We start from the raw sequence: 20,869 nt of genomic DNA on the forward strand, positions 1-20,869 counted from the left end.
CACCGAAATAAATAAAATGGATTTTATATTATTTATTTGAAGGGGCGAAAACGAACGATGAGATTTTCCCGATTGAATTTCATCCTTGCAACATCCCTGCTTGTTATATTCACGTTGCTGGCGAGCGGTATTTTCGCATATCATACTTCCTGCCGCGGACGCATCCTCTACGGAGTGCAGAGTGAGGGGCGCTCCTTGTTTGGCTTGACGCAGAAGGAGGCGGAGCAGTATTTTACGCAGTTGGGGAAGAAGAAACTTGCCAGTCAGACGGTTTCTTTAAGAAGCAACGGCGCTGTGTGGAAAATACAACCGCAGGAAGTGAATCTGCAGCCTGCTGCGGCTGCCGCTGCCGAAGAGGCCTATAATTCCGGGCGTGAGGGGACGTTTGTATTACAGGCAGTGACGCAGATCAAGAATGCTATTTACGGATGCAATATTCCTTTTACGGCAAGTTATGACGAATCGCTCCTGCAGGCGAAATTGGAAGGGATAGCGGAAAAACTCCTCGTTCAACCGGTCAATGCGGCATGTGAAATCGGCGCCAACGGAGCGATTCACCACATTCCGGGAAAATCGGGGAAGAAGCTCGACATAGCCGCCTCATTGAAGGCATTGGATAAGCCGTTGAAAGAAATGCAGGCGGCAAACCTCGAGCTGCCTTTGGAAGAAAATCCCCCGTTTGTCCGTACGGAGGATGTCGCCAACGTCAATGCCGTGCTTGGAACTTATACGACGTATTATCGTCACGGTGCGCGTGGGGACAATATTGCCATAGCGACGCAGCAGCTCAACGGCGTCCTGATTCGCAGCGGAGCAAACTTCTCTTTCAACAACATCGTGGGAACGCGTACCGCAAATGCCGGCTATAAAAATGCTGCGGTTCTGGTAAACGGAAAGTCTGTTCCGGGTATTGGCGGCGGTGTCTGCCAGGTCAGTTCGACGCTTTACAATGCGATTCTCTTGGCAGGTCTCAATCCGACAGAGAGGTTTTCGCATTTCATTCCGTCTTCGTATTGTCCTCCGGGGCTTGATGCGACGGTGGCGGATGATTTGATTGATTTTCAATTCATGAATCCTCTGCCGCATAATGTTTATATTTTAGCAAGTGCAGATGGCAGAAAAATTACGGTGCAAGTGCTTGGTACGCAGGCAGATCTTCAAGGGAAGCACATCTCTATTGAAACGGTCGGCTCAAGCAGGCGACCTTCGGTATATCGCATTTACAGTGCTAACGGGCAGGTCGTCGAGAGGGAATACCTGCATACGGATTCTTATTCGTAGATTGCTGCAAGGGAATACCGATGACAGTGAGACCAGCAGAATCCTTCTTTCACTATCGCAATGAGGAAATATGCTTATGGAAAAGAAAAAAATCATTGTCGGAGCCACTGGAGCGAGCGGCTTGCCGCTCTTGATTGAATGCCTAAAATTCATTCGCAAGGAGGAGGGTTTTTCTTCTGTCTTGCTGATGACTCGTGGGGCAGAGCTCACGCTTCAGCATGAAACAAAAATGAAAGTGTCCGATGTTGCCGAACTTGCGGATGAAACTTTTGAGATTGACGAAATTGGTGCGGGGCCTGCCAGCGGTTCTTACCTTACGGCAGGTATGCTCATCGTGCCTTGTTCAATGAAAACGCTCGCCGGCATACATGGCGGATACGCCGACAATCTCCTTCTGCGAGCGGCGGATGTGATGCTCAAGGAAAAGAGGACGCTTGTCCTCGCGGTTCGCGAGTCGCCATTGAGTCCGATTCATTTGCGCAATATGCATGAGTTGTCGCTTTTGCCGACGGTTCATATCGTGCCGCCCATGATGGTGTTTTACAATCAACCTAAAACCATAGAAGACATGGTGCAGCAAGCAGCGGCAAGACTGCTTGCCCCTTTCGGGCTTATGGCAAAGGCATATCGTCCGTGGCAGGGACTTTGAGAGATGATGCAGAGGAGTGAAGCGAAGTGAAATTGACATTTCTAGGGGCTGCTCATACAGTTACCGGCTCTTGCTATTTGCTGGAGAGCGAGGAGCGGAAAGTTTTGGTGGACTGCGGCATGTTTCAAGGCGGTCGCCGCATACGCGAGTTGAATTACAAGGAGTTTTGCTTCAATCCTGCTGAACTCGACTGCGTGATTTTGACACATGCACATATCGACCATTGCGGTCTTGTGCCGAAACTCTATAAAGAGGGTTTCAAGGGGGCTGTATATGCGACGAAAGTGACCTGCGAGTTGGCGCATATCATGCTGCCGGATTCCGCCCATATACAGGAGCACGATTCGGAGGTTCTGAACCGCAAGATTCAGCGCAGCGGCGATACGCTGATTCAGCCGCTCTATGCGATGGAAGATGCAGAAGCGTCGCTGAAGCATTTTGTGCCGAAGTCTTACAACGAATTGTTTCGCGTAGAAAACAACATCGAAGTGCGCTTTCGTGATGCCGGTCATATCATTGGCTCTGCCATCGTGGAAATGTACGTGGAAGAGAACGGGAAGAAGACGAAGCTCGTGTTTTCCGGCGATTTAGGTCAGCCCGATCAGCCCATCATCAAAGACCCTACGATCATCGAAGGGGCGGATTATCTGCTGCTTGAGTCGACATACGGTGATCGCCTGCATCAATTCTACGATAAGGAAGCAGCCCTCCTGGAAGCCGTGCAGGACACGATGGAGCGCGGCGGCAATCTCATCATCCCAGCTTTTGCTGTCGGACGCACGCAGACCTTGCTCTATTATTTTTATAAGCTTTGGAAGGAAGGGCGCATGGAGGATGTTCCCATCATATTGGACAGCCCCATGGCGATTGCTGCTACGCGCGTGTTCATGGAAAACATGCAGGAGTTTGACGAGACGACGGTAGAGCTGTTGGCGAAGCACGGCGGCGGCTTGCCGCAAATGCCGCATCTGCGCATCTGCGAGACTGCAGAAGAATCGCGGGCTTTGAATTCGCAGGCGAGCTCCGCCGTCATCATTTCGGCGAGCGGCATGGCAGATGCCGGGCGCATTCTCCATCATCTCAAACACAACCTTTGGCGACCGGAGTCAACGATTCTCTTTGTCGGATACCAAGCGGAAGGCAGTTTGGGCAGACGCCTCATCGACGGCGTGAAACGAGTCAAGGTCATGGGCGAGGAAATCGCAGTCAAAGCCAATATTCAAATGCTGGAAGGGTTTTCCGCCCATGCAGATATGAACCAGATTCTTGATTGGCTCGCGCCCATACAGGAGCCGAATCCCGCGCGCGTATTCGTCGTCCATGGTGAGCCGTCGGCCTCGGAATCGCTTGCCGAACAAATCGAGAAGCGATTCAAGCTCAAGACATATATTCCGTTCTTTGGTGATTCCATCGTCATGACGGGGCGTGAACATGAGATTCATGAGTCTCATCTGCCGGAAGTTTCCGTCGAAAAGGAAATGGAGGACTTCCTGCGCACGGTTGATTCCACTTATCGCCAGCAGAGACGTCGCCTGCTGCAGTACGTTGTGCGCAATCCGCAGCAGATGGAGGTTGTCGTCCGCACGGTGCAGAAGGGCTGGAACTATATGAAGAAGCTTTTTGCGACGTTCAATCTCTGATGGGTTTTCGTTGACAGCGCAGAGGACATGTGATAAGATTCAAGTCGAATAAAATGTATAGAGATGTCCTTTGAAATTGGTCCTGTGAGGCTGATAAAGGAAGCCATAAGGGTGCGGCGGCATGAACCGCATCGTTGCCATGCAAAAAAGCTTTCTTATGCCTTGCATAAGAAAGCTTTTTGTCTTACAAGCACTTAGGGAGTGATTCGCTTGAGCAAGAATCCTGTTTCATTACGCGGCAAGAACATTTTAGGACTGGAAGATTTCTCATCGGAGGAAATCCAGCTTGTCCTTGATTCTGCCAAAGGCATGAAGAATGTGATCCACAGGGATATCAAGAAACTTCCCACATTGCGAGGAAAGTCAATCGTCACATTGTTCTATGAGCCGAGCACGAGGACGCGCTCCTCTTTCGAGTTGGCGGGCAAGTATCTCGGCGCTGATGTCGTCAATATCACAGCGGGGACGAGCAGCATCGTCAAGGGGGAGAGTCTGCGCGATACGCTGCTGACGGTTGAAGCCATGGGAGTTGACGCCATCGTCATGCGCCACAAGGCTGAAGGTGCGGCGGCTTATGCGACACAGGTTGTGTCACCCGTGATCATCAATGCGGGCGATGGAGCGCATGCACATCCGTCACAGGGCTTGTTGGATTTGTTCACCATCTTGCAGTACAAGAATACCTTGCAAGGGCTGAAGGTCGCTATCATCGGCGACATTTCGCACAGCCGCGTGGCGCGCTCCGATCTATGGGGCATGCGAAAAATGGGGATGGAGGTTCATCTGGCCGGACCGAAAACATTGCTGCCGCGCTTTCTCAAAGAAGAACCGGGAATCTTCGTGCATGAGTGTATAGAAGATGCCATCCGCGATGCTGATGTCATCAATGTGCTGCGCATTCAGCTTGAAAGGCAGAAAGCAGGTCTTTTCCCTTCCATGCGTGAGTACGCACGCATCTTCGGTTTGAATGAGGAAAGGCTGAAGCTTGCTAAGGAGGACGTACTTGTACTTCATCCGGGTCCGATGAACAAGGGACTGGAAATATCACCGCGTGTAGCTTACAGCAGCCATTCCGCCATACAGGAGCAGGTGCAGAACGGCGTGGCAGTTCGCATGGCGCTCTTGGCTCTGGCATTGATGGGAGGAAAGCAGAATGAAGCAGATCTTTAAGGGCGGTCGCGTCGTAGATCCGAAGAATGGCGTAGATGAAAAACTGGATATTCTCGTCGAGGACGGCATTGTTCAAAAGGTTGACAAGAATGTGGTGGATGAAGAGGCCGAAATCGTCGATGTCAGCGGCAAGGTTCTCGTTCCCGGCCTCATTGATATGCACACGCATCTGCGTGAGCCGGGGCAGGAAGCAAAAGAGGATTTCCTGTCCGGCTCGAAGGCGGCGGCTGCAGGCGGCTTCACGACGGTCGCCACTATGCCAAATACAAGCCCTGTCGTAGACACCGCCGCCTTGGTGCGCAGTCTGCAGACGCGGGCGAAAGAGGTCGGCCTCGTTCACATCGAAATCATCGGAGCGCTGACAAAGGGACAGAAGGGCGAAGAGCTTGCAGAAGTGGGCGATATGAGCCTCGCTGGAGCCGTGGCGTTTTCCGATGACGGACACTATGTGAAGTCTGCCAAGGTCATGATGAATGGCATGGATTATCTGAAAAATTTTGATAAGATCATCATCGATCATGATGAAGAACTCTCGCTCATCGAAGAAGGTGTCATGAACGAAGGGCATCGCAGCGCGATGCTCGGCATGAAGGGGCGTCCGACCGTGGCGGAAGATATCGCTGTGGCGCGCGATATCTTGCTTGCAGAATATGTCGATTCGCCCGTCCATGTTGCGCACATCAGTTCGGCACGTTCTGCCGAGCTTGTGCGCGAAGGGAAGCGGCGCGGTGTCAAGGTCACGGCGGAAGTTACGCCGCATCACCTCATCCTGACGGATGCCTGTGTCAATCCGCTGGATTCTTCCACCAAGGTTAATCCGCCGCTGCGTGGGCAGAAGGATGTCGACGCCATGCTTGAGGCGCTTCAGGACGGCACGATCGACATCATCGTTTCCGATCACTCGCCGCATGCCGAGGAGGAAAAAGATCGGGAATACATGTATGCGCCGAGCGGTTTTCCAGGTCTTGAAACGACGTTGGGGCTTTTGCTGACAGAGCTTTACCACAAGGGGAAAATGGATTTGTCCACGCTCATTGCCAAGATGACTTCAGCGCCTGCTGCATTGTTTCGCTTGAACGCAGGCAGTTTGGAAGCGGGAATGCCGGCGGACATCACGGTCATCGATCTCGAAAAAGAGTGGGTGGTGGATGCCGACAAGTTCTATACGCGCGGCACGCACTCGCCTTATGTTGGGCGTCGCCTGAAAGGCAGAGCGGTGATGACGGTGGTCGATGGCCGCATTGTGATGCGCGATGGAAATGTCCTCGCCTCAAAAAAGGAGAATGTTGGATGAAGGGGAATTTGATTTTAGAGGACGGCAGCGCCTTTTCCGGTGAATTGCTGGATGAAGCGAAAGCATTCGGCGAAGTCGTATTCAATACGGGCATGACGGGCTATCAAGAGGTTCTGACCGACCCGTCGTATTGCAGCCAGATTGTGACCTTGACGTATCCGCTGATCGGCAATTATGGCGTGGCGAAAAGCTTCATGGAATCGCGCAAATCCTTTGTCAACGGTTTCATTATAGCGGAGCTTTGTGATGTCGGCAGCAACTGGCAGTCGGAAGGAGCGCTGGCGGACTTCCTGCGCGAGCAGGGCGTGCCCTGCCTGCATGGCGTCGATACGCGCGCTGTGACGCGCCACATTCGCTCTGCCGGTGCGATGAAGGGCGTCATCGTGCCGGAAAACACAACGCAAAAGGAAATCAACAGGATGCTTTCCCGAGAAATTCAAAAGGACGTTGTGGCAACGGTGACGACGAAAGAAACGTATGTCATGGCCGCGGACAGTGCGGATGCGCTGCGGGTCGTCGTCATGGATTTCGGCATAAAGCAGAACATCCTGCGCTCCCTGCATGAATTTGGCTTCCATCTCACCGTTGTGCCGGCACAAACATCGGCGGAAGAAATACTTGCCATGAATCCAGATGGCGTATTTCTGTCCAACGGTCCCGGCGATCCCAAGGATGTACCGGACATCATCGCAGAAGTCAAAAAGCTCATCGGCAAAAAGCCCATCTTCGGCATTTGCCTCGGGCATCAGCTCTTTGCGCTCGCCATGGGAGCCGATACATATAAATTGAAATTCGGTCATCGCGGCTCGAATCAACCCGTCAAAAACTTGGCGATGAACCGCGTGCACATCTCATCGCAGAATCATGGCTTTGCCGTCGATGAATCGTCTCTGCAGGGACTGCCGCTGGAGGTCACGCATCGCGCCGTAAACGATGGGACGGTGGAGGGACTGCGCCATACAGAGCTTCCCGTATTCACGGTGCAGTATCATCCCGAGGCGTCGCCAGGGCCGACGGACAACCGCTACTTATTTGAGCAGTTTCGCGCACTTCTCAAGGAGGAAAAGTAACCATGCCAAAAAAAGATTATTTGAAAAAGGTCATGGTCATAGGGTCCGGTCCGATCATCATAGGACAGGCGGCGGAGTTTGATTATGCCGGCTCACAGGCATGCCGCTCCTTGAAAGAAGAAGGCCTTGAAGTCGTTCTCGTCAACAGCAACCCGGCAACGATCATGACGGATACGCATATTGCCGACCGCGTTTATATCGAGCCTTTGACGGTGGAGTTCCTTGAGGAAATCATCGCCAAAGAATTGCCCGACGGACTCCTTGCTACCCTTGGCGGGCAAGCCGGTCTGAATCTTGCCGTCAAACTCTCCGAAAAAGGCGTGTTGGAAAAATATCATGTCGAACTCTTGGGAACAAGCCTTGAGGCGATCAAGAAGGCGGAAGATCGCGAGCTTTTCAAGGAAACGATGCAGAAACTCAAAGAGCCGATTCCGGAGAGCACGATCGTCGAGGATGTGGAATCGGCTGTCGGGTTTGCCAACGAGATCGGCTATCCGCTGATCGTGCGCCCTGCCTACACGATGGGCGGCACGGGCGGCGGCATTGCCGAAAACGAAGAAGAACTTGTCGAAACGGTCATCAAGGGACTTAAGTATAGCATGATCGGCCAGGTGCTCATTGAACGAAGCGTTGCCGGTTGGAAAGAAATTGAGTATGAAGTCATGCGTGACGGCAATGACAATTGCATCACGGTCTGCAACATGGAGAACTTCGATCCCGTCGGTGTTCATACGGGAGACAGCATTGTCGTTGCGCCGACGCAGACGCTTTCCGATCATGACTATCAAATGCTGCGCAGTGCGTCGCTCCGCATCATCCGTGAGCTGAATATCGAAGGCGGCTGCAACGCGCAGTATGCACTCGATCCGAACAGTGATCGCTACTATGTCATCGAGGTCAATCCGCGCGTCAGCCGTTCCTCGGCGTTGGCGTCGAAGGCGACGGGATACCCCATTGCGAAAGTTTCCGCCAAAATTGCCATCGGCTATTCACTCGATGAAATCACGAACGCCGTGACGCAGAAGACAAAGGCGTGCTTTGAGCCGTCCATTGATTATTGTGTAGTGAAGTTTCCGCGCTGGCCGTTCGACAAATTCATTTTCGCCGATCACACCCTCGGCACGCAGATGAAGGCGACGGGCGAAGTCATGTCCATCGACCGCAATTTTGAGGGCGCTATCCTGAAAGCGGCACGCTCGCTGGAAATTGGCGTAAAGCGTCTGCACCTGCCTGAGATGGACGATTGGAGCGACGCGAAGCTCAGAAAATCGTTGTCAAAAATCAATGATGAACGCATTTTCGCAATCGCCGAAGCATTCCGCAGAGGCATAGCTGATGTAGACGAAATCTATGATATCACAAAAATCGACCGGTGGTTTCTGCGCAAGATCAAGCGCATCGCTGACGTCGAGATACGGCTCATCCAAGAGGAGATTACCCCAAAACATCTCATAGAAGCAAAAAAAATCGGACTTTCCGACGCGTCCATTGCGGAACTTTCAGGCAAGACGATGAATGAAATCCGCACGATGCGCAAGGCGATGAAACTTCTGCCTTGCTACAAGATGGTCGATACATGTGCGGCAGAGTTCGAAGCAATGACGCCGTATTATTACTCGACATTCAATGCGCAGGAAGATGAAGTGCAGACGGAAACGACGAAGAGGAAGATCATCGTCCTCGGCTCAGGCCCCATCCGCATCGGACAGGGCGTCGAATTCGACTACTGCTCTGTGCATTCTGTATGGGCGCTGCGAGAGATGGGCTATGAAGCCATCATCATCAACAACAATCCGGAGACGGTAAGCACGGACTTTGACATCTCTGATCGCCTGTACTTTGAACCGTTGACGACGGAAGACGTCTTGAACATCGTCGACAAGGAGCAGCCGGAAGGCGTCATCGTGCAGTTCGGCGGGCAGACGGCCATCAATCTCGCTGCATCGCTCCAAAAGGCGGGCGTGCATATCTTTGGAACTTCCGTGGACGACATCGATCGTGCGGAGGATCGAGAGCGCTTCGAAGAAGTGCTGCGCCAAACGAACATTCCTTGCCCCAAAGGAATCAGCGTCACCGATGTGGAATCTGCTGTCGAAGGCGCCGCTGCCATCGGCTATCCCGTCATGGTGCGACCGTCCTATGTCCTCGGCGGCAGGGCGATGGAGATCGTCTACAAGGAAGAGGAGCTGCGCGACTACTTGAACCGCGCGGTCAAGGTCACGCCCGATCATCCCGTTCTCGTTGATCGCTATATGCAGGGAACGGAAGTCGAAGTTGACGGTATATGCGACGGTGTGACGGTTGTCATCCCAGGCATCATGGAGCATATCGAGCGCGCCGGCGTCCATTCGGGTGACAGCATCGCCGTCTATCCACCGCAGACGCTTCCCGCACGTGTTCTTTACACCATCATCGACTATACGAAGAGACTGGCATTGAACCTCCATGTCAAGGGGCTGCTCAACATCCAATACGTCGTGGTCAACGATGAGGTCTATGTCATCGAGGTCAATCCGCGTTCGAGCCGCACCGTTCCTTTTTTGAGCAAGGTCACGGATGTGAAGATGGTCAATTTGGCGACGCGTGCAGCCATGGGGCACTCTTTGGAGAAGATGGGCTACTTCTCCGGTCTTGTGCCGCCCAAACCGTACGTTGCCGTCAAAGCTCCCGTATTTTCCTTTGCCAAAATGCAGGATGTCGATATTTCCCTCGGACCGGAGATGAAATCTACGGGCGAGGTCATGGGAATCGACTATCACTACGCACGAGCGCTCTACAAGGCGATTACGGGCGCAGGCATGAACATGCCGAAGAACGGCCGCATCCTTTTCACTGTTGCAGATAAGGACAAAGAGGAGTTGAAGCAACTGGCGAAGGCTTTCTCCGAGCTGGGCTTCCAGATTGCTGCGACGGAAGGAACGGCGCGTGCCATACAATCCGTCGGAATAGACTCAGATGTGGTGGGAAAAGTGCATGAGCGCAGTACGGACATCATCCAGATGATCAAGACCGGTCAGATTCAAATGGTTGTCAATACGCTTACGCAAGGCAAGGGTTCTGCGCGTGACGGCTTCAAGATTCGCCGTGCGACGGTGGAACACGGCATCGTCTGCCTGACCTCGTTGGATACGGCGTGGGAAGTGCTTCGCGTGCTCTCCTTCATGCAGCAGCGTCGTCTTGTCTATGCTTTGGCATTGCAAGATTATGTCGGCGGCGGCGACGACCTCGCGTGAGTCGTCTTGTCGGCAGCAAAGTTTTATAGTACAATGGGAGAAAGTGGGAGGGATAGGAAATGACAGATGAACGATTGATTGTAGCTTTGGATGTTCATTCCATGGATGAGGTTCATAACCTTGTCGAAACTCTGGGCGACAGTGTGGGATTCTACAAGGTTGGCATGGAGCTTTTTTACAGCATGGGCGACGAGGTGATCGCGTACCTTAAGGACAAGGGCAAGAAGGTGTTCCTCGATCTCAAGCTCCATGATATTCCCAATACGGTTGCTAATGCTCTGCGCGTCTTGACGCATCTGGGCGTCGATATGATCAACGTCCACGCTACGGGCGGAATGGTCATGATGGAGAAGGCGCTCGAAGCGGTCAAGGATGAGGCAGAAAAGCTCGGCATTGAAAGGCCCAAGCTTGTCGCCGTGACGATTTTGAGCAGCATCAGCCTGAAGGATTGGAGCAGGATGTGGCCGGATATGGATCTTGACGATCAGGCGGTTCATATGGCAAAGCTCGTGCAGGAAGCAGGTCTTGATGGCGTCGTCTCCTCGCCAATGGAAGCGGAAACCATTCGACAGGCATGCGGCGAGGACTTTTTGATTGTCACGCCTGGAGTGCGTCCCGCAGGCACAGCCATCAACGATCAAAGCCGCATCACGACGCCGGCAATTGCCCTGAGCAGCGGCGCCACGCACCTCGTTGTCGGACGTCCGATTCGTTCGGCGCTCAATCCCAAACATGCTGCGGAAAACATCCTGAAGGAAATGGGGAGCGTGAAGTCATGACGGAAGCTGAAGTCAAGGACTTGCTGACAAAGACCAACGCCATCATGCACGGGCATTTTCTCCTAACCTCGGGATTGCACAGTCCGCATTATGTGGAGAAGTTCAATGTACTGCAGCATCCGAAATATACGGAACTTCTGTGCAGAGCGATGGCGGAAAAATTCAAAGATCAGAATATTGATACGGTTGTAGGACCTGTGACGGGTGGTATTCTCCTGGCACACGAAACAGGAAAAGCGCTTGGCACGAGAGCCATTTTCACGGAACGTGAGAATGGAAAAATGACGTTTCGCCGTGGTTTCTCGCTGAAAAAAGGGGAGCGTGTCCTGATTGTAGAAGACATCGTCACGACGGGCGGCTCCATCAAAGAAGTCATCGATGTGGTGCGCGAATTCGGGGGGATTCCCGTGGCTGTAGCCATGCTTGTGGATCGCAGCAACGGCAAGGTGCAATTCGACGGGGTACCGTGTACGGCGCTTCTGCACATGGATGTCGAAGCGTACGCGCCGGAGGAATGCCCGCTCTGTAAAGAGGGGACGCCTTTGACGAAGCGCGGCAGGACTGGAAAATAACTGTGACGGAAGAAGACAGGAGCGCGGCGGCGCCTCCTGTCTTCTTCACATATTTTGATCTGGGAGACTGTTTTGAAAGAAGAAACTATTCAACAAGTCGAAACGGATGTTTGTGATTGGGCATATCTGAAACGACTTCCTCCAATACTTGAAGGTTTTTCTTATCGAAAGGATATGCATGTCGAGGAGGACATATATGCGTTGTTTTCCTATGAGAACAACGCCATGCATCGTGCCGCTTCGGCATATTATCATGAAGAAACGAAGGAATATAAGCTGAGCGTGCAGATTGGTCTGACGAATTTTTGCCGCATCGAGTTTATCGCTCCGAATATTGCTGCTTTTGAAAAACGCCTTGATGAGCATTTGAGGAAGCTGCTTGTGGAACTGGTTACATTCGACCCGAAGACCATCAGCAGCATTGTATGCAAGAAAAAAATTATGGAATGGGAATACGGAAGGAGCCTTCCCACTGAATTGGAGGGCTTCGAGCTGTTCATTGCGCCGGAAAAGCCTCTGAAAATCACAAATGGCTCGTATATCATCTTGGATTATTCTGACTTTTCCATCGCGAGCAACTTCGTCATTTATTACAATATTTTTCGCGATGAATTTTTCGGTGAGGGAAGGGTGCATGGCATTCCTGAAATCAATTACCTGTTTGATTCACACGATCTTGCAGGACTCGCCACAAAGCTGGAACATCATCTTGCTGCACGTCTGCAAGATATTCGACAAAAGGCAACGGAACAACAAGGATAGGAGGAATTCCCTTTCATGTCGTTTTCAAAAGAACTTCTTACATTGAAGGAACGCATCTTGGACGAACTTGCGCCTTCCTTTCGAAGAATCGAGCAAATGAGCGAAGAAAACACCTTGAAAGTTCTTACTGCAATGCGCGAATGCAAGGTGTCCGATATACACTTCAATACATCATCGGGATATGCCTATGATGATATTGGCAGGAGCAAACTTGAAGAACTTTATGCAAAGGTCTTTGCCGCAGAAAGCGCTTTGGTGCGCACGCAGTTTGTTTCCGGTACGCATGCTCTGGCTACCGTTCTCTTCGGCATTTTGCGTCCTGGCGATAAAATTGTATCACTGACAGGGACGCCTTACGATACCATGCAGACGGTCATCGGCTATACGGCGTCCAGTTCAGGCTCCTTGAAAGAGTATGGCATCCTTTACGATGAACTCCCCTTGACCGAAGGGCGCGTGGATGTGGAAAGAATTGCCGATGTGCTCGATGAACGAACCAAGATGGTCTTGATCCAGCGCTCACGCGGCTACAGCAAACGCCCTACATTGCTCATCGAAGATATTCGAGAAATTTGCCATCAAGTCCATCGTCTCAGACCCGACTGTATTTGCTTCGTTGACAACTGCTACGGCGAGTTCGTGGAATCCCTTGAGCCGACGCAAGCAGGCGCCGACATCATGGCCGGCTCCCTGATCAAGAATCCGGGCGGAGGACTTGCGCCCACAGGCGGTTATATCGTTGGCCGCGAGGATCTCGTAGAGCTTGCTTCCTATCGCCTGACAGCTCCAGGCATGGGGGCAGAATTGGGGGCATCTCTCGTCAACAACCGTCTGTTCTTCCAAGGTTTGTTTCTTGCTCCTCATGTGGTATCTCAGGCACTCAAAGGCGCGTTATTTGCTGCAGGTATTTTTGAAAACCTTGGTTATATGACATATCCGAGAATAAGCGACGAGAGGGGAGACATCATCCAAGCAATCGAACTTGGCACAGCGGAAAAACTCGTGGCGTTCTGCAGCGGCGTCCAAAAGTACTCGCCAGTTGATTCCTTCGTAAAACCCGAGCCCTGGGATATGCCGGGATATACGGATCAAATCATCATGGCGGCAGGAACCTTCGTGCAAGGTGCGTCCATCGAATTCAGCGCCGATGGGCCTTTGAGACCGCCGTACAATGTCTATCTGCAAGGCGGTCTGACCTTTGAGCAAGTCATGTTCGGCATTCTGGGAGCCGCCGAAGAAATCAGGCAGCTTTCTGCAGAATAACGAAAACGCCAGCTAGGAATATTTTTCCTAGCTGGCGTTTGGAGACGATACAGCCGTGTTGAATCGTCAATGTTTCCCTAGAAACGGCGATATGTACCAATCACTTTTCCGAGAATCCTGACATTTTTTTCGTAGAATGGTTCCATTTCGTCATTCTCCGGCTGGAGGCGTATGCAGTCCTTCTCCTTGAAAAATCGCTTGACGGTAGCACTGCCATCATCAACCAAGGCGACGACGATGTCATTGTTGTCTGCTGTTTCCTGCTGTTTGACAAAGACAAAATCGCCGTCGTGAATCCCCGCATTGATCATGCTGCGTCCTTTCACGCGTAAAACAAAGACTTTGCTGTGCGTGCCGATGAGTCCCTGAGGAAACGAGAATACATCCTCTATGTTTTCCTCTGCCAAAATCGGGATGCCAGCAGTCACAACGCCGACGAGGGGAACGGAGACATTTCGCTCCCATGGCTTATCCTCAAGGATGTCGATGGCTCTGGGCTTTGCGGGATCTCGCTTTATTAACCCCGATTCTTCCATTTTTGCGAGATAACCATGAACCGTGGAACTGGATTTCAATCCTACAGCATCGCCGATTTCACGCACAGATGGCGGATAACCTTTTTTCGCCAGGAAGTCTTTGATATAAGAAAAAATCGTTTGCTGCCACTCTGCCGAAGTATGACGTCGTTTCATTTCAATCACCTAGATGTAAATAAAGAAAATCAATCCGTTGCTTCCATTATAACAGACATGTCATATTTATGCTATAAAACAATATGTGGTAGAATGTTCATGGAACATGCAGGATACTTCTTTCGGCGTTGTTTTATTGAAAACGTTCTACTGCAGGTGCTTCTGTTTGCCCTTTTTAAGGGTCCGATTTCATTTTACAACTAACCTTATCACATTAGTCGCAGTTTGAGGTATTTCCTCTTTTGACAACTGTGCGCTCGTGTTATAGAATCCAAGGGAGCACTTTCGCGAATCTTGATGCAATACGATATTCAGTATGAGGATGGTGAAAAAATGCGGCTCTATCATGGTTTATGGGTGGTGTTCTTTCTCGGACTTTTTCTTGTCTTGCCGATGGCGGCAGAGGCGCAGGGCGCTTTGATGCCTGAGGACTTCACCGTCAAGGGTATAGCGCTCGGCGACTCGGAGGAGAAGATGCTCGTGGCTTTCGGCAAGCCAGATTTTGACAAGGATCGCATGGTCTGGGACATCCACATGCGCTATTATACATTCCCCGATGGCTACGAAGTCGGTATTTCTGCCGATACGGGCAAGGTCGCGGATATACTCGTCAAGAGCAAGGACTATACGGCGCGTGCAGGCGTGCGTTACGGCGCGACTGCGTACAAGATTCGCGCGACGTTCGGCGAGAAGGAGCGCACGTTTCTTGACGGCAGCGTCTGCTATGTCTACGAGAATCCGCAAGATCAGCGCCAGCGGCTCATTCTCAGCGTTGATGCGACGAACGGCAGTCTGCGCTCGTGGCGCTTGACGAGCCTGCCGCTGACGGAGGAAGAGGCGGACGCTCTGACGGATGAGGAGAGAAGCGAATGGGAGAACACGGATCTCCATGCGCTTTCCATGGAAGGCAGGGATATTGACATGAGTGCACTGGCAAAAGATAAGACACCGACGCTTCGCTGGGAAGGCCGCGAAAGGGAGGTATCTTGATGCTCCATCTCAGGAGTTTGACATTGAAGGGGCGTGTTTTCCGCTATCTCGGCATCCTGCTCGGCTGTCTCATCAGCAGTTCGTCGATCAACCTCTTCGTCGTGCCCGCGCACCTCTTGTCGGGTGGCATCGCGGGCATTGCGATGATTTTCTACTATCTCTTCTCGCTTCCCATCGGCGTGCAGATGTTTCTGTACAATCTGCCGCTTCTCGCGGCGGCGTACAAGACACTTGGGCGCGAGTACACGCTCGATATCGCCTTTGGCACGGTCCTCTTTTCTTTCTGCGTCGATGCAACGCGCTTCTTGAATGTCTATGCGCCCGTGCCCGATACGATGCTCGCGGCGATCTTCGGCGGCGTGCTGAACGGCATCGGCTATGGCATCATCTTCCGCATGAACGGCAGTTCGGGCGGTTTCGACATCGTCGCCGCCATCGTGAAGAAGTATTACTCTTTGAACATGGGCAGCGTGATCTTTGCTTTCAACTGCGTCATCATGCTCTTGGCCGCCGCGCTCTTCGGCGTCATGCCCGCGCTCTACACGCTCATCTGCATGTTCATGAATTCTGCCGTGACGGATCGGGTCGTCGCGGGCTTCAACAGCCGCAAGGTCGTGCTCATCATCTCCGACCATGTACAGCCGATTTCGGAGGCAATCATCTGCGAGGTCGGGCGCGGCGTGACGTTTCTGCATGGGCAGGGCGCGTTTACACGCAAGGAGCGCAACGTGCTCTTCCTCGTCTGCTCACTCACGCAGATCAGCAAGGTCAAGCTCATCGCGAATCTCATCGACAAGAACGCCTTCATGATCGTTCTTTCGGCGAACGAGGTCATGGGCAGGGGCTTCACGATGCCCGGCATGCATCTGAAGGCGATGCTCAAGGAACGAAGCAAGAGGATTTTTTGACTTATGGGCGATTGTCTGCTAGAATCATTAGGATAGGTGTTCAATACTTTCGGAGGGACGCCGCAAGGCGCTCTCTATCATCAGTCTGCGCCGCGAAGGCGGCTGCGGGAACGAGGAGTGATACGGATTGCTCGGATTCATCAAGCGATTCCTGGGAGATAACAACGATAAGGAAATCAAGCGGATGCGCGGCATCGTCGACGTCATCAACGGTCACGAAAAGGCGCTCGAAAGCCTCAGTGACGATGCGCTTGCAGGCCATACGGGAAAGTTCAAGGAGCGTCTCGCAAACGGCGAGAGCCTCGACGATATGCTTCCCGAGGCGTTTGCCGTCGTGCGCGAGGCGTCGAGGCGCGTCCTTGGCATGCGTCATTTCGACGTGCAGATGATCGGCGGCATCTGCCTGCACGAGGGCAAGATTGCGGAGATGCGTACGGGCGAGGGCAAGACGCTCGTCGCGACGCTGCCCGTCTATCTCAATGCGCTCGAAGGCAAGGGCGTGCACATGGTCACGGTCAACGACTATCTCGCACGGCGCGACAGCGAGTGGATGGGGCGCGTCTATCGCTTCCTCGGACTCTCCGTCGGCCTCATTGCGCACGACATGGATTTCCCTGAGCGAAAGCTCGCCTATGCGTCCGACGTCACCTTTGGCACGAACAACGAGTTTGGCTTCGACTACCTGCGCGACAACATGGTCATCCATCCGCAGCAGATGGTGCAGCGCGACCTCCACTATGCTATCGTCGATGAGGTCGACTCGATTCTCGTCGACGAGGCGAGAACGCCTTTGATCATCTCAGGTCCCGGGCAGAAGTCGACGGACATGTACGCTGTCATGGCACGCGCCGTCGCTCAGCTCAAGGAGGGCGAGGACTACAAGCTTGACGAGAAGCAGAAGACCGTTGCGCCGTCCGATGAAGCCGTCTTGAAGGTGGAGCGCATCGTCGGCATCAAGAACCTCTACGCGCCTGAGAATCTGGAGCTCTCGCACTGCTTCACGGCAGCTCTGCGTGCCAAAGCTCTGATGAAGCGCGACCGCGACTACGTCGTGCGCGATGATGAGATCATCATTGTCGATGAATTCACGGGTCGTCTCATGGTGGGCCGCCGCTATTCGGACGGACTGCATCAGGCGATCGAGGCGAAGGAAGGTGTGAAGATTCAGCGCGAGAGCCAGACGCTCGCGTCGATTACCTTCCAGAACTACTTCCGCATGTACGACAAGCTCGGCGGCATGACGGGCACGGCGAAGACCGAAGAGGACGAGTTCCTCAAGATCTACAAGCTGCCCGTCGTCGTCGTGCCGACGAACCGTCCCGTGCAGCGCGTCGACGAGCCGGACGCCATCTACAAGACGAAGCGTGCGAAATACCGTGCCGTCGGACAGGCGGTCGAAGAGATTCACAAGACGGGACAGCCGATCCTCATCGGCACGACGTCCATCACGCAGTCGGAAGAGCTCAGCGCCATCTTGAAGAAGCACGGCGTCGAGCACAACGTCCTGAATGCCAAATACCACGAGAAGGAAGCGGAGATCATCAAGGACGCAGGTCAACGGGGCGCCGTGACGATCGCGACGAACATGGCGGGACGCGGCACGGACATCCAGCTCGGCGATGGCGTGCAGGAGCTCGGCGGCCTCTACATCCTCGGCACGGAGCGCCACGAATCGCGGCGTATCGACAACCAGCTGCGCGGCCGCGCGGGTCGCCAGGGCGATCCCGGCCGGTCGAAGTTCTACTTGTCGCTGGAAGATGACCTTCTGCGTCTCTTCGCGTCGGACAATATCGCCTCCATCATGGATCGGCTCGGCATGGACGAGAACGATCCGATTGAGCACAAACTCATCACGCGTTCGATCGAGCGTGCACAAAAGAAGGTCGAAGCCAGGAACTTCGACATCCGCAAGCACGTCCTCGAATACGACGATGTCATGAACCAGCAGCGCGAGGTCATCTATGCGGAGCGACGCAAGATTCTGCGCGGCGAAGACCTCAAGGAAAACATCTTCTTCATGCTCGACAAGATCATCGAGAGCGAGATGGATCAGTACGCGAACGCGAAGCTATATCCTGAGGAGTGGACGCTCGACGGACTCATCGAGGACGCGGAGAAGATCTACGCGCCCGAGGGCAAGCTCAAGAAGGAAGAGCTTGAGGCGATGAGCCGCGATGAGCTGGAAGAAACGCTTAAGAAGACGGCGCGCGATGCCTATGCGGCGCGTGAGCAGCTCTTCGGCGAGGAGAACATGCGCGAGCTTGAGAAGGTCGTCATGCTGCGCGTCGTCGATAATCATTGGATGGAGCATCTCGATCGCATGGACATGTTGCGTGAGGGCATCAACCTGCGCGCCTACGGGCAGAGGAATCCGCTCGTCGAGTACAAGATCGAGGCGCTCGACATGTTCGAGGCAATGGAATCTGCGATTCAAACGGACATCGCAAAGCTCATGTACCGCGTGAGCATCGTGACGCAGGAGCAGCAGCAGCTCCAAGACCGCCTGCAGACGGCGCGCGCCTCGCACGGCGAGGAATCCAGTGCCGCCGAGACGAAGAAGAAGCCGCAGCGCAACAAGAGTGACATCGGGCGCAACGATCCGTGCCCGTGCGGCAGCGGCAAGAAGTACAAGAATTGCTGCGGCAGGAACAAGTGAGACAGAACTTTCCCGCTTGCGGGAGAGCAGCGATAAGGAATAGATTTCCCGTGAGGGAAAGCGCTACTACGTAAGGATGTGACAAGATGCTCGAAGATTGGAAACCGGAGATTTTGGCGATGCAAGCGAAGCTCAAGGAAATGGGGGATTCACTTTGACGTCGCCAGAAAGGAAGAAAAGATAGCCGAACTCGAATACAAGATGGGTGAGCCGACCTTCTGGGACAATGCGGAAGAAGCGCAGAAGATCAATCAGGAACTTGCCGCAATCAAGGGAAGCGTCGACAAGTACAAGGAGATCGTCTCCAAGACGGACGATGCACATGCGCTTCTTGAAATGGCGCTGGAAGAAAATGATACGAGCCTTGAGCCTGAGGTGCAGGCGGAGTTTGATACCATTAAGACTGCCGTGCGCGAACTGGAGCTCGAAGTCCTCTTGTCCGGCCCTTATGATGCGAACAATGCGATTCTCACGCTGCACGCGGGCGCGGGCGGCACGGAGGCGCAGGATTGGACGCAGATGCTTCTGCGCATGTACGGCAGGTGGGCGGAGCGCCACGGCTTTTCCGTCGTCACGGCAGATCTGCTGCCCGGCGACGAGGCGGGCGTCAAGAGTGCGACGCTCTTCATCAATGGGCACAACGCCTACGGGTATTTGAAGTCGGAAAAGGGCGTGCATCGCCTCGTGCGCATCTCGCCCTTCGATTCCAATGCGCGTCGTCATACGTCGTTTTCTGCCTGCGACATCATGCCCGAGATCGACGATGCTGTCGAGGTCGCGATCAACATGGCGGACGTGCGTGTCGACACCTACCGCGCTTCGGGTGCGGGCGGTCAGCACATCAATAAGACGTCGTCCGCCGTGCGCATGACGCACATGCCGACGGGCATCGTCGTGCAGTGCCAGAACGAGCGCTCGCAGCTGCAGAACCGCGAACAGTGCCTGAAGATGCTGCGCGCCAAGCTCTTTGAATTGGAGCAGGAGAAGAAGGAAGCCGAGATTCAGAAGCTCGAAGGCGATCAGCAAAAGATCGAGTGGGGCAGCCAGATCCGCTCCTACGTATTTCAGCCCTACACGATGGTCAAGGACATGCGCACAGGCATGGAGACGGGCAACGTGCAGGCGGTCATGGACGGCGATCTCGACGCCTTCATCGAGGCCTTCCTCGCAGCTAAGGCGAATCATGAGATTTGAGATTTAGGGTGATGTTTTGCGCAAACTTTTGATGCTTTTTGCAGGCGCTGCGGCAATCCTTCTCGTCTTTGGCGAAACTTTGCTGCCCGCATGGGCGCGGCAGACAGCAGAGACGATGCTCAGGGATCGCGGAGCAGAGAGCGCCGAGGTGACGCTTGAGAGCACGCCCGGCATCCTGTTCCTCTTGGGACAGGTCGACACTCTCAAGATTGATGCGAAGGGGCTTCGCATCGGCGATTTGCGCATGGAGCGCGTGCAGCTGACAGGAAGCGGCGTGCATTTTTCGTCGCGAGATCTTTTCCTCGATCACCGCGTGCATCTCATTTCTGCCGAGGATTTGAAACTCACGGGCGTCGTTTCCGAGGATGCTCTGCGCAATCTTTTGGCGAAGCGCATCGACAAGCTTGACAACATCAAGGTGACGATTGACGAAGATGGCGTGCATGCGACAGCGGAAGTGAAGATCTTCGGGCGCATGGCGGATGTCGTGCTCGAAGGGAAGATCGTCGAGGACGCGCAGGCGCTGTACTTTCACATGACGCGGCTCGACATCAAAAACGCCTTGATCGGCAAGGCAAATCTCGGCGACATTTTCGGCGACATTCAGATCGCGAAGCTCGATGCACTGCCCTTGAAGACGCGAATCGAGAGCGTCGAACATAGGAAGGGCGCCATCGTCGTGCGCCTCTCTGCCGGAGGGAATGAGGAGTAGGATA

Annotated in this window: 17 protein-coding genes; 16 read left to right on the forward strand and 1 reads right to left on the reverse strand. The window is 53.6% G+C overall.

The window, feature by feature from the left end; genetic code table 11:
* Positions 1-72 precede the first annotated feature (72 nt).
* The 11 genes from QZ177_RS01140 (at position 73) to QZ177_RS01190 (ending at position 13,713) form a co-directional block, all read left to right on the forward strand.
* Positions 73-1,281 (forward strand): VanW family protein, encoded by a 1,209-nt coding sequence (locus QZ177_RS01140; RefSeq protein WP_294175232.1) that lies wholly within the window; start codon positions 73-75, stop codon positions 1,279-1,281.
* 76 nt (positions 1,282-1,357) lie between these two features.
* Positions 1,358-1,930 (forward strand): UbiX family flavin prenyltransferase, encoded by a 573-nt coding sequence (locus tag QZ177_RS01145; protein ID WP_050992514.1) that lies wholly within the window; start codon positions 1,358-1,360, stop codon positions 1,928-1,930.
* A 26-nt stretch (positions 1,931-1,956) separates the two neighbouring features.
* Positions 1,957-3,570, forward strand: coding sequence for an MBL fold metallo-hydrolase (locus QZ177_RS01150; protein WP_037369986.1), 1,614 nt, complete (start codon positions 1,957-1,959; stop codon positions 3,568-3,570).
* 210 nt (positions 3,571-3,780) lie between these two features.
* Positions 3,781-4,740: an aspartate carbamoyltransferase catalytic subunit gene (locus tag QZ177_RS01155; RefSeq protein ID WP_265071582.1), complete on the forward strand. Its 960-nt coding sequence runs from the start codon at positions 3,781-3,783 to the stop codon at positions 4,738-4,740.
* On the forward strand, positions 4,724-6,034 hold the full coding sequence (locus QZ177_RS01160; protein ID WP_265071581.1) for a dihydroorotase: 1,311 nt from the start codon (positions 4,724-4,726) through the stop codon (positions 6,032-6,034). Before QZ177_RS01155 ends, QZ177_RS01160 begins: the two co-directional genes overlap by 17 nt.
* Positions 6,031-7,104: a glutamine-hydrolyzing carbamoyl-phosphate synthase small subunit gene (gene carA / locus QZ177_RS01165; RefSeq protein ID WP_009645921.1), complete on the forward strand. Its 1,074-nt coding sequence runs from the start codon at positions 6,031-6,033 to the stop codon at positions 7,102-7,104. Before QZ177_RS01160 ends, carA begins: the two co-directional genes overlap by 4 nt.
* Before the next feature lie 2 nt (positions 7,105-7,106).
* The gene (gene carB / locus QZ177_RS01170) at positions 7,107-10,337 is read left to right on the forward strand and encodes a carbamoyl-phosphate synthase large subunit (protein WP_294175233.1); all 3,231 of its coding nucleotides are present in this window, start codon (positions 7,107-7,109) and stop codon (positions 10,335-10,337) included.
* A gap of 59 nt (positions 10,338-10,396) precedes the next feature.
* Entirely contained in the window at positions 10,397-11,116 is a 720-nt protein-coding gene (gene pyrF, locus QZ177_RS01175; RefSeq protein WP_294175234.1) for an orotidine-5'-phosphate decarboxylase, read from the forward strand.
* A complete protein-coding gene (gene pyrE, locus QZ177_RS01180; RefSeq protein ID WP_265071579.1) occupies positions 11,113-11,688 on the forward strand; it encodes an orotate phosphoribosyltransferase in 576 nt (191 codons plus the stop codon). Before pyrF ends, pyrE begins: the two co-directional genes overlap by 4 nt.
* A gap of 72 nt (positions 11,689-11,760) precedes the next feature.
* Positions 11,761-12,450 (forward strand): hypothetical protein, encoded by a 690-nt coding sequence (locus tag QZ177_RS01185; protein WP_294175235.1) that lies wholly within the window; start codon positions 11,761-11,763, stop codon positions 12,448-12,450.
* 15 nt (positions 12,451-12,465) lie between these two features.
* Positions 12,466-13,713 carry a methionine gamma-lyase family protein gene (locus QZ177_RS01190; protein ID WP_294175236.1) on the forward strand — a complete coding sequence of 416 codons (1,248 nt, stop codon included), beginning with the start codon at positions 12,466-12,468 and terminating at the stop codon, positions 13,711-13,713.
* 77 nt (positions 13,714-13,790) lie between these two features.
* On the opposite strand, the gene lexA is transcribed toward QZ177_RS01190, so the two are convergent.
* Positions 13,791-14,405 (reverse strand): transcriptional repressor LexA, encoded by a 615-nt coding sequence (gene lexA, locus QZ177_RS01195; protein WP_009645923.1) that lies wholly within the window; start codon positions 14,403-14,405, stop codon positions 13,791-13,793.
* 333 nt (positions 14,406-14,738) lie between these two features.
* Here lexA and QZ177_RS01200 point away from each other — a divergent pair, with 333 nt between their 5' ends.
* The 5 genes from QZ177_RS01200 to QZ177_RS01220 all read left to right on the forward strand — a co-directional run bounded on the left by QZ177_RS01200 (position 14,739) and on the right by QZ177_RS01220 (position 20,865).
* On the forward strand, positions 14,739-15,395 hold the full coding sequence (locus QZ177_RS01200; RefSeq protein WP_294175237.1) for a hypothetical protein: 657 nt from the start codon (positions 14,739-14,741) through the stop codon (positions 15,393-15,395).
* Positions 15,395-16,303, forward strand: a complete 909-nt coding sequence (locus QZ177_RS01205) for a YitT family protein (protein WP_009645962.1) — start codon at positions 15,395-15,397, stop codon at positions 16,301-16,303. The genes QZ177_RS01200 and QZ177_RS01205 overlap by 1 nt, the downstream gene beginning before the upstream one ends.
* Before the next feature lie 127 nt (positions 16,304-16,430).
* Positions 16,431-18,959: a preprotein translocase subunit SecA gene (gene secA, locus QZ177_RS01210; protein ID WP_294175238.1), complete on the forward strand. Its 2,529-nt coding sequence runs from the start codon at positions 16,431-16,433 to the stop codon at positions 18,957-18,959.
* 86 nt (positions 18,960-19,045) lie between these two features.
* A protein-coding gene (prfB, locus tag QZ177_RS01215) for a peptide chain release factor 2 (RefSeq protein ID WP_294175239.1) occupies positions 19,046-20,153 on the forward strand; the annotation gives its coding sequence in 2 pieces (ribosomal slippage) (positions 19,046-19,114 and positions 19,116-20,153; 1,107 coding nt in all).
* Positions 20,154-20,169: 16 nt separating this feature from the next.
* Positions 20,170-20,865 carry a DUF2993 domain-containing protein gene (locus QZ177_RS01220; RefSeq protein ID WP_294175240.1) on the forward strand — a complete coding sequence of 232 codons (696 nt, stop codon included), beginning with the start codon at positions 20,170-20,172 and terminating at the stop codon, positions 20,863-20,865.
* Positions 20,866-20,869 lie beyond the last annotated feature (4 nt).

It is taken from the genome of uncultured Selenomonas sp., from assembly GCA_905372355.1.
Taxonomy (GTDB): domain Bacteria; phylum Bacillota; class Negativicutes; order Selenomonadales; family Selenomonadaceae; genus Selenomonas.

What these genes read in the sequence shown, in the direction of transcription:
- QZ177_RS01145 (WP_050992514.1), top strand. Translation starts at nt 1,358, where the DNA reads ATGGAAAAGAAAAAAATCATTGTCGGAGCCACTGGAGCGAGCGGCTTG.
- QZ177_RS01160 (WP_265071581.1), top strand. Translation starts at nt 4,724, where the DNA reads ATGAAGCAGATCTTTAAGGGCGGTCGCGTCGTAGATCCGAAGAATGGC.
- carA (WP_009645921.1), top strand. Translation starts at nt 6,031, where the DNA reads ATGAAGGGGAATTTGATTTTAGAGGACGGCAGCGCCTTTTCCGGTGAA.
- carB (WP_294175233.1), top strand. Translation starts at nt 7,107, where the DNA reads ATGCCAAAAAAAGATTATTTGAAAAAGGTCATGGTCATAGGGTCCGGT.
- pyrF (WP_294175234.1), top strand. Translation starts at nt 10,397, where the DNA reads ATGACAGATGAACGATTGATTGTAGCTTTGGATGTTCATTCCATGGAT.
- pyrE (WP_265071579.1), top strand. Translation starts at nt 11,113, where the DNA reads ATGACGGAAGCTGAAGTCAAGGACTTGCTGACAAAGACCAACGCCATC.
- QZ177_RS01190 (WP_294175236.1), top strand. Translation starts at nt 12,466, where the DNA reads ATGTCGTTTTCAAAAGAACTTCTTACATTGAAGGAACGCATCTTGGAC.
- lexA (WP_009645923.1), bottom strand. Translation starts at nt 14,405, where the DNA reads ATGAAACGACGTCATACTTCGGCAGAGTGGCAGCAAACGATTTTTTCT.
- QZ177_RS01200 (WP_294175237.1), top strand. Translation starts at nt 14,739, where the DNA reads ATGCGGCTCTATCATGGTTTATGGGTGGTGTTCTTTCTCGGACTTTTT.
- QZ177_RS01205 (WP_009645962.1), top strand. Translation starts at nt 15,395, where the DNA reads ATGCTCCATCTCAGGAGTTTGACATTGAAGGGGCGTGTTTTCCGCTAT.